General features: G+C 33.4%; 4 protein-coding genes. All 4 read left to right on the top strand.

From position 1 onward, the window contains the following. On the top strand, window positions 1-253 hold a 253-nt coding region (locus tag Q0921_RS23595), incomplete at its 5' end, for a T9SS type A sorting domain-containing protein (RefSeq protein WP_299261401.1). 400 nt (window positions 254-653) lie between these two features. Continuing rightward, entirely contained in the window at window positions 654-5,009 is a 4,356-nt protein-coding gene (locus tag Q0921_RS23590) for a carbohydrate-binding protein (protein WP_299261399.1), read from the top strand. Between the two features lie 214 nt (window positions 5,010-5,223). After that, complete coding sequence (locus Q0921_RS23585; RefSeq protein WP_299261397.1) at window positions 5,224-7,491, top strand: carbohydrate-binding protein; 2,268 nt, start codon at window positions 5,224-5,226, stop codon at window positions 7,489-7,491. Window positions 7,492-7,620: 129 nt separating this feature from the next. Next, window positions 7,621-9,960, top strand: a complete 2,340-nt coding sequence (locus tag Q0921_RS23580) for a carbohydrate-binding protein (RefSeq protein ID WP_299261395.1) — start codon at window positions 7,621-7,623, stop codon at window positions 9,958-9,960. The last annotated feature ends 14 nt before the right edge of the window (window positions 9,961-9,974 follow it).

Here is a 9,974-nt window from a genome sequence, read left to right as displayed (position 1 = left end):
AGGTAATCGAGAAAAGCCAGAAGAAGTAAAATCAGAAATTCTATCAGTGTATCCTAACCCTTCATCTAATTCTATAATAATTAAAGGGGTGGAAGAGAACGATGTTCTAACTATATATGACCTAATGGGCAAGGTTATTAAGCGAACTAAATTAACCACTAATAATGAATCATTGATTATTTCAGATATGGCATCTGGGCTTTATATTTTATCAGTATTTGGTAAGGATAAAGTACAGTTCGTTAAGAATTAAATCGATTAATGACACATTTTTTTAAAACTATAAAACACAAATAAATAGTTAATTAAAAGTTAAAAAAAAATAATTATAAGTAGGACGGAAGTCCAATTGATCCAATAAGATCTCAGAAGTGATAATGACTAATTAATAGATAAAGAATCGAATTCTAAATGAATTTTAACGAATTCTATTTCGAAAAGATCGCTTAATAGTTTTAATAAAATCAATAAGCTTTTGAGGTCTTAAATTCGAGAAATCTTGAAGTGTTTAATTTCGTATTAAAACTTGTTAACTATTTGTTTTCTAGTTGTTTTGACTCGAAATTAAATATAATAAAAGACGTTCTTTGAATATTTACACTAACAAAATAAATATCTTAAAACCAAACACACACAAAAAACAATTTAAAATCATGAAACTAACTAAACTAAACGTTTTTTTAACATTTTTGTTTCTTGGGCTTTTGCTCCAAGCACAAACTCCAGAAGGAGAATTAAAAAGGTGGCATAAAGTCACTTTGACTTTCAACGGTCCTAACACCTCAGAGGCCGCGAATCCAAATCCATTTTCGGATTATCTATTAGAAGTAACTTTTACGCATTCAGGAAGTAATAGAAGTTATAAAGTACCAGGCTATTTTGCTGCTTGTGGAAATGCAGAAAATAATAGCTGTGATTCTGGAAATAAATGGCGAGTAAACTTTGCACCAGATCAAACCGGAACATGGAATTGGTCTGCTTCATTTAAATCAGGATCTAACGTAGCTATTAATGGTGGAGGAGCTAATGCTGGATTTATGAATGGAGATACCGGATCTTTTAATATTTCTGAATCAGATAAATCTGATAGAGATTTTAGAAGCAAAAATCTTGGTAGATTAAAATATGTTGGAGAGCATTATTTAAGGCATGTAGGAACAAACCCTAGTAGTCCTAATGGACCATGGTTTGTAAAAGCCGGAGCAGATTCTCCAGAAAATGCTTTTAATTATGTTGATTTTGATGCTACACCTAGTTATAATAATAATCTTAATAAAATAGGAAGCAAAACATGGCAACCACATCAAAGAGATTATGTAGCTAACGATGCAAGTTCATATACCTGGAATAATGGTAAAGGAACTGAGATTTTAGGTATGTTAAATTATCTTTCCGTAGAAGGAGCAAATGTAATGTCTTTTTTAACGTGGAACAGTAGTGGTGATGGTGGTGCAGTTTTTCCTCATACATTGAAGGTTTCCTTACAAGAATATGGTAATACATCTCGTAATCAACAATGGAGTAAGGTAAACAAAGATCGTTTTGATGTTTCTAAGATGGCGCAGTGGGAAAAAGTAATGGAGTATGCTGATAAAAAGGGTATTTATTTGCATTTCAAAACCATGGAAACAGAAAATGATAATTTGATGGATGGAAATGGTTTTGGACGTGAAAGAAAATTATACTATCGTGAATTGATAGCTAGATTTGGACATCACTTAGCACTTAATTGGAACCTAACCGAAGAAACAACGTTGACAGATAATGTTGTGAAATCAACCGCTACGTATATCAAAAATGTAGATCCATATGATCATAATATAGTTATCCATACGTATCCTAATCAACAAGATCAACGATATAATCCATTGTTAGGAAATAATTCAGATTTAACTGGAGCTTCTATCCAAACTGGGAAAAATAATGTTCACAATGATGTACGCAGATGGTTAGAAAAATCTAGAAACGCTGGTAAGAAATGGGTAGTTGCTAATGATGAGCAAGGACCTGCTTCTACAGGAGTTAGAATTTCTGACCAAGAAGTAAGACATAGAATCTTATGGGCAACACTGATGGCTGGTGGAACAGGAGTGGAATATTATAGTGGATATACAAATGATGATGGTGATATAAATGGAAACGATCATCGAAAAAGAGGTAACAAATATAAAGAAGGAGGGTATGCACTTAATTTCTTTAATCGTTATCTCCAGTCGGATATGGCAAACATGATAAGTTCTGATGGTGTAACTTCAGATAATAACGATTATGTGTTTTCAAAATCAGGTAATATCTATGCAGTTTACAGACCAAATGGAGGTTCTACAGGATTAAGTTTACCTGGAGGTAATAATAAATATGATGTACAATGGTACAATCCTAGAAGTGGGGGTGGGTTAACCGCTAAAACTACTTTGGGAAGTAATTTAGTAGCACCTGATAATAATGATTGGGTAGCACTTGTTATTAGTAAAGATGGCGATAATGGTGGTGGAGATTGCGGAACAATTTCGATGCAAGCGATTTCTGATTTCCCAACAATTGCAGTTACTGGTTTTTCTCCAGCGTATAAAGATAATACTAGAAACGCACTGGCAATTGACGCTTCTCAATACAAAGACGAGTTTGCAGCAGCAGAAGCTACTTTTAACGGTGATACAGGTACATATGATATTAGATTAGCAACACTTACAGAAACAGACGGGGAATCTACTTATCGAGTTTCTATAGATGGTAAGGAAATAGGAGAGTTTACGAACCCAACGTCTAGTACTGATTATTCACCATCTGGTGCCACTTTTACTGGTATACAAATTAATAAAGGAGATAAAATAAGAGTAGCATTTAGTTCACATACCAACGGTACTATACCAGAGGGTAATGGTACAGCTTACTCAAGAGGAAGATGGACTGCGTTAGATTTCATTTGTACCGATGGCGGCGATGGTGATGGTGATGGTGATTGTGTTGCTCTAGAACAAAATGGAGTTGTAGCAGTAGAGGCTGAACACTTTTTAGACCAATCCAAAGTAAATGACAGAAAGTGGTATACGCAGAATGGTAGTGCAGCTACACCTACTCCTGACCCTGATCCTGCACATGCAGGTGGAGCTAGTAGCGGAGGATATTTAGAAATCTTACCGGATACGAGAGTAACACATAGTGACCCACTTGCTAATGGAGTTAGTTTTAGTAATACTCCGGGACAGGTAGCAATCATAAATTATAAAGTGAAATTTACAACTCCTGGAAAATACTTTGTATGGGTACGAGCACATTCTACTGGATCAGAGGATAATGGAATCCACGTAGGTATCGATGGAAACTGGCCAGCATCAGGGGCTAGAATGCAATGGTGTGCAGGTAAAAACCAGTGGACCTGGGAGAGTAAACAACGTACCAATGCTAATCATTGTGGTGAGGCAGAAAAAATATACATAAACGTACCTTCTGCAGGTGTTCACACGATTTCTTTTTCTATGAGAGAAGATGGATTCGAAATGGATAAATTTGTATTGTCTAAAAGTTATACAAAACCAACAGGAAATGGTCCTGATGAAGTTTTAGTAGATTGTGGTGATGAAAACAAGCTACCGCAAGTGTCAATAACTTCTCCTGCAAACGGAGCTAGTTTTGATATTGATCAGACTATTCCTTTGGTAGCAAATGCATCCGATACAGATGGAACAGTTGCTAAAGTTGAATTTTTTATCAATAATAACCTGGCTGCTACAGAGCAATCTGAACCTTACAACACTTCAACTACGATTGCTAATCCAGGGAATTATACAATAACAGCTAAAGCAACTGATAATGATGGAGCTGTAACAACATCTCAATCGGTAAATATTACAGTAGAAGATGATTCGGTTCCACCAACTGATGCAATAGACATTCCAGGAACTTTTGAAGCAGAAGATTTTGAATTGAAGTCAGGTAGTGTCCGTATAGAAGATACTCCAGGAACAACTTCGGGTAAAAACTTAGGATTTATCAATAATGAAGATTTTGTTGATTATACTGTCAATGTTGATTCGAGTAGTGAGTATACATTTGATATTTATGCTTCTAGCGATGGAACTGGAGGTAAAGTAGATATTACAGAATCTGGAACTGTTGTTGGTTCTATAAACATTCCAGTAACAGGACAATGGCATAGTTATAAGAAATACTCTACGACTGTTTCTTTATCATCAGGAGAGAAAGTACTTAGATTATCATTTACTGGAGGATCCGGATACCTTTATAATATCGATAAGGTTGTAACAACAAAGATTCAACCTGTAGAACAAACGGTTACACTATCTCCAATACACGATGCTTTTTTACAAGGTTCAGCTCGAGATAATTCTGATATGGTTCGCATAGAGTTAAATAATAGAACTGGATACTTAATGTTTGATCTTTCATCAATTAATGGAACAATTACTAAGGCTGATCTTAAATTTACGGTATATTCAGATGCAGGGAACGGAAACATAAGTGTCAATAAGGGTAATAGTAGTAATTGGACAGAAAGTAATTTGTCCAACTCTAATAAACCTGGTAAAGGTGTTCAATTAGGAACATTAAATGCTAATTTCCCAGTTGGTAGTACTAAGACAATACCGTTAAAAACAGCTCAGATTTCAGGTAATAAACTTTCATTGATTATAGATGCGCTTTCAGGTAATGATTTTGCATTTGCATCTAAGGAAAATGGATCGGTTACTCAAGCTCAATTAGTTGTTACTTATGATACTAATAGAGATAATAATCTTGATATTTCTAATGATATAACTTTTTATCCTAATCCTGTAGTTGATGTAATTAATATTTCTGGAGAAACTGCCGGTAAGACTATCAAAATGTATAATACTATCGGAGTTCTTGTTAAAGAAGTTGTACTACAAGAAAATCAAAACACGATCGATATGAGTGATTTAGCGTCAGGAATTTATATCATCAATATTTTGGAAGCTGGTAAAACGAATAAGATTCTTTCTGCTAAGAAAGTATTGAAACGTTAAGAGAAACTCTTTAATCCTTATAAAATCAAAAAAATAATTTAAGGAGAAAAGTAATAAATGATCAGCTTTTATGTGATTGTTTATCATCTATAGTTAAGAGATAATAGCATAATTCTAGATAGTATGAAAATCATTATCGGGATTATGTTATTATTTCTTTTATAGATAGCTAAAACTCCTAAAGTTTATTTGACAAAACAAACCTGTTTTAATCATGAAAAAAAATACAAATTTATTATTAGCCTTATTGCTATGTTTCGTCGCAGTAAGTGTTTTTGCACAACCGGCAGCACCTACTGGAAAAAAGTGGGAAAAAATAGATGTGATGTCTGATGAATTCAATGGCTCTTCTCTTAATAACACCAAATGGGCAATAAATAGTCCTCAATGGGAAGGTAGAAGACCAGCTAGATTTGAAACATCATCAGTATCCGTTTCAGATGGAAATCTTAAAATTTCTGCTTCAAAAAAAACAAATCCTTTTAATGGATGGACGCATAATGGAGGTCTTGTTAGATCTAATACTAGGAATACCTATGGATATTATGAAGCACGCATGAAAGGTAATAAAACCTTTATGTCTTCTACTTTTTGGTTAATTAATAAAAGTAATGAAGGTAATGGTTGTGATATTAGAACCACAGAATTAGATATAACCGAGACAGTAGGTGTAAATTCAAATGGAGCGAACTGGGTGGATAATATGATCGTAAACATGAACTCTAATACACATAGTAGAAATACGAATTGTAATAGTACTCCAGTTGGTCAACAAGGAAACAAAGCTCCTCTTGGAGAAGAATCCTGGAAGAACTATCACACATATGGAGTTTGGTGGAAAAGTAAGAGTGAAATTTTATTTTATTTAGATGATAAATTCGTTGGGCAAATAAAGCCTCCAGCAGACTTTGATCTTCCTATGTACTTGCGCATGGTAGTAGAAACTTATGATTGGAACCCACCAAAATCTGGTCAAGATGGAATGAATAATTCTCTTGAGAATCGTACAACCTATTATGACTGGGTTCGTTCATATAAATTAGTTAATGATGATAATCCAAATAATCCACCATCGGTAAAACTTACATCTCCGGTAAACGGATCTATTTATGAAGTAGGTGAAAATATTGCACTTAGTGCGGATGCATCTGATGCTGACGGTAGTGTTACTAAAGTTGAATTTTTGATTAATAATAATTTAGTAGCTACTGAACAAGTAACACCTTATGCAAGTTCTACTACAATATCTAGTCCTGGAAATTACACAATAGTTGCAAAAGCTACAGATAATAATGGAGCAGTTAAGACATCACAATCAGTAAGTATAACTGTTAAAGACGACTCGGTGCCACCGATTGATGTTATTAATATTCCAGGATCTTTTGAGGTGGAAGATTTTGATTCAAAATCAGGAAGCCTTCGTGTAGAAAATACTCCTGGAACAAATGCAGGTAAGAATTTAGGATTTATTAAAAATGGAGATTTTGCAAATTACAAGGTGGATGTGGACGTAACAAGTGAGTACACATTAGATATATATGCCTCAAGCCAGGGATCTGGAGGGACAGTAGATATTTTAGAGTCAGGATCTGTGGTAGGTTCTATAAATATTCCGGTTACAGGACAATGGCACAGTTATAAGAAATATACTACCACTATTTCTTTAACTTCAGGAGAAAAAACATTGAGATTATCTTTTAAAGGAGGTACTGGATATTTATACAATATAGATAAGGTTGTAGCAACAAAGATTCAATCTGTAGAACAAACAGTTACTCTAACTCCAATACAAGATGCTTATTTGCAAGGATCCACCAAATACAATTCTGACATGATTCGTGTTGAAAATAATAGTCGTTCTGGATATTTGATGTTTGATCTTTCTTCAATTAGTGGAACTATTACAAAAGCTGATCTTAAGTTCACTGTATATTCAGATGCTGGAAATGGAAATATTGCTGTTAGTAAAGGAAATAGTAATAATTGGACAGAAACTAATTTGTCTAATTCCAATAAGCCAGGGAAAGGGACACAATTAGGAACGTTAAATGCTAATTTTCCAATTGGTAGCACTAAAACAATCCCTTTGAAAACAGCGCAAATTTCTGGTAATAGAATTTCATTAGTTATAGAGGCGCTTTCAGGGAATGATTTTGCATTCGCTTCAAAAGAGAATACATCAGCAGCAAAACCTCAATTGGTGATTACTTATACTACAAATCGTAGTAATGAGAATAATTCAAATGATGTAAGAGTGTATCCTAATCCAGTGGTAAACACAATTAACTTTTCTTCTAATATGGAAGGTAAAATAGTTAAAGTGTTTAATGTTCTTGGAGTATTGATGAAAGAGACCATTTTAGAAGCTGGTCAAAACTCTATTGACATAAGTAACTTGTCATCTGGATATTATATCATCAACATTTTAGAAGCTGGTAAATCAAATAAGTTAATTATTTCTAAGAAAATAGTAAAGCAATAGGGCGACAGTAATTAAAGTAAATATTAGTTAACTACTAGTATTTTTTACACAAACTCAGTATAGAGAAACTGTCCCTTAAAAAAGGATAGTTTCTCTTCTTAATTTTAAAATAAACTTTAATAACAAAGAATGAAAAATTTATTTTCAAGTAAACATAAATATTCTATGGGTAAAACTATAGGAAGTGTGTTATTTCTATTGATTTTTATAACCACACAATTGGAAGCCCAATTGAGAGTGGGAGATCCAGGGGTTACTTTTGATTCCGAAAAATTTGATAACCGCTATCAACAGATGAAAGAATGGGAAAAAGCAGGTGTTCGAGGCGGTATCCCTTTTTTGAAGGATATAAAAATTGTAAAAACTCTTACTAATGGTGCAGATAGTGATGCAATTAATAGAGCAATTAATGATGCTTCTAAAGAAAATGGATTGGTAGCCGTATTTCTTAAAAATGGGACATATAATATTAATAAAAGAGTTTCTATGAAATCAAACGTCTCTTTAATAGGAGAGAGTAGAGAAGGCGTTAAATGCATTATTAGGATGAATAATAGTGATGCCTTTAGTTTTTATAGAGTTAGTAAAAGTGGGATATATACATTAACAATCGAAGGAAGTTGGGGAAAACCAAAATACGACTGGAATTATAGTTTAAATGCTAATGATGAATTAAGAGGTAATGATAATATATCTGTCAAGTTTAATGATTCTCCTGATTGTTGGTTAGATAAAGTAACTATTATTAATTCAGCAAAAGACCCTGTAAGAGTTCCTTCTAACCATGTAACTTTAAGAGATTTAATAGTAGATGGGGCCCATAAAAAGGCAGGTGGAGCACAAGGATATTTTTTCATACAAGGAGCTTATAATCTTATTACAGGTTGTAAGGTTACTCATTTACGCCATATATCATTACAAGGGAGTAATGTTGAATATAATGTGGTATATGATAATAATTTTAGACAAGAAGTAAGCTTCCATAGTGGTGACAATGGAAATAACCTGATAGAAAATAACAGGATTGTATTACCCAAGGATATGCCCAACTCTAAAGCTGATACACCTAATGCGGCTTATAATAATAGGAATGAACCCAACTATTATGCAATTATGGGACCTTGGTCTATTCAACATCAGAATTCAAAAAAGCCCAACTTTATATATAAAAATAACTGCCTTGAAGAAAACCATAACAATATTAAACCGTGGTCAGATTCTAATTTATTGTACAAAGGACCTCGAGAAGTGAAACCTTCAAATCCCGCAACAAACTTTCCGGCATTATCAGCAAGTGAGTCTCCAAAGGGAGGAACACTATATCCTGTGATTTTAAATGAGGAGAGCCCTATAATATCAATTCCAGGAACATTCCAAGCAGAAGATTTTACTAGAAAATCAGGAAGTGTTCGTGTTGAAGATACACCAGCAACTTCTGACAAAAACATTGGGTTTATTAAAAATGATGATTATACTGATTATACAGTAAATGTTGATTCTAGTAGTAAGTATACGTTTGATATCTACGCTTCTAGTAATAGAACTGGAGGTACAGTAGATATTTTAGAGTCAGGATCTGTGATAGGTTCTATAAATATTCCGGTTACAGGACAATGGCATAGTTACAAGAAATATACTACCACTATTTCTTTAACTTCAGGAGAAAAAACATTGAGATTATCTTTTAAAGGAGGTACTGGATATTTATACAATATAGATAAGGTTGTAGCAACAAAGATTCAATCTGTAGAACAAACAGTTACTCTAACTCCAATACAAGATGCTTATTTACAAGGATCCACCAGAAATAACTCTAATATGATTCGTATAGAGTCAAATAAACGTTCGGGATATTTGATGTTTGATCTTTCCTCAATTAGTGGAACTATTACAAAAGCTGATCTTAAGTTTACTGTATATTCAGATGCTGGAAATGGAAATATTATTGTTAGTAAAGGAAATAGTAATAATTGGACAGAAACTAATTTGTCTAATTCCAATAAGCCAGGGAAAGGGACACAATTAGGAACGTTAAATGATAATTTTCCAATTGGTAGCACTAAAACAATCCCTTTGAAAACAGCACAAATTTCAGGAAATAAACTTTCATTAATTATAGAGGCGCTTTCAGGGAATGATTTTGCATTTGCTTCAAAAGAGAATACATCAGCAGCAAAACCTCAATTGGTGATTACTTATACTACAAATCGTAGTAATGAGAATAATTCAAATGATGTAAGAGTGTATCCTAATCCAGTGGTAAATACAATTAACTTTTCTTCTAATATGGAAGGTAAAATAGTTAAAGTGTTTAATGTTCTTGGAGTATTGATGAAAGAGACCATTTTAGAAGCTGGTCAAAACTCTATAGACATAAGCAGCTTATCGTCTGGATATTATATTATCACCGTTTTAGAATCTGGTAAATCAAATAAGTTAATTATTTCTAAGAAGATAATAAAGCAATAGGGCGACAGTAATAA

The sequence above is a fragment of the uncultured Aquimarina sp. genome (assembly GCF_947496855.1).
Lineage (GTDB): Bacteria > Bacteroidota > Bacteroidia > Flavobacteriales > Flavobacteriaceae > Aquimarina.
Note: the sequence above shows the minus strand (reverse complement) of the source record. Positions and strands in the feature narration are given on the sequence as shown.